1 protein-coding gene is annotated in these 833 nt (G+C 65.5%); it reads left to right on the top strand.

Annotated features, from left to right (window positions below):
* On the top strand, positions 1-833 hold an 833-nt coding region (gene tuf, locus AC1DGP_RS35250), incomplete at both ends, for an elongation factor Tu (protein WP_476833295.1).

The following is an 833-nucleotide window of genomic DNA, read 5'->3' as shown; positions in this document are numbered from 1 at the left end:
CGTCGAGTACGAGACTGCGAACCGTCACTATGCGCATGTCGACTGCCCCGGCCACGCCGACTACGTGAAGAACATGATCACGGGTGCGGCGCAGATGGACGGCGCGATCCTGGTCGTGTCGGCTGCCGACGGCCCGATGCCGCAGACGCGCGAGCACATCCTGCTGGCGCGCCAGGTCGGCGTTCCGGCGCTGGTGGTGTTCATGAACAAGGTCGACCTGGTCGACGACGCGGAGCTGCTCGAGCTGGTCGAGATGGAGATCCGCGAGCTGCTGTCGAAGTACGACTTCCCGGGCGACGACATCCCGATCACCAAGGGCTCGGCCAAGGCTGCGCTGGACAACGTCTCGCCCGAGATCGGCCATGACGCGGTGATCGAGCTGATGAAGACGGTCGACGCCTATATCCCGCAGCCGGAGCGTCCGATCGACCAGCCGTTCCTGATGCCGGTCGAAGACGTGTTCTCGATCTCGGGCCGTGGCACGGTGGTGACCGGTCGCGTCGAGCGCGGCATCGTCAAGGTCGGCGAGGAAATCGAGATCGTTGGCCTGAAGGACACCGTGAAGACGACGGTGACCGGCGTCGAGATGTTCCGCAAGCTGCTGGACCAGGGCCAGGCTGGCGACAACATCGGCGCGCTGCTGCGCGGCACGAAGCGCGAGGACGTCGAGCGCGGCCAGGTGCTGTGCAAGCCGGGTTCGGTGAAGCCGCACACCAAGTTCAAGGCCGAGGCCTACATCCTGACGAAGGAAGAGGGCGGCCGCCATACGCCGTTCTTCACCAACTACCGCCCGCAGTTCTACTTCCGCACGACGGACGTGACCGGCGTGGTGT

Source organism: Allobosea sp. 05T433 (genome assembly GCF_056396065.1).
Note: the sequence above shows the minus strand (reverse complement) of the source record. Positions and strands in the feature narration are given on the sequence as shown.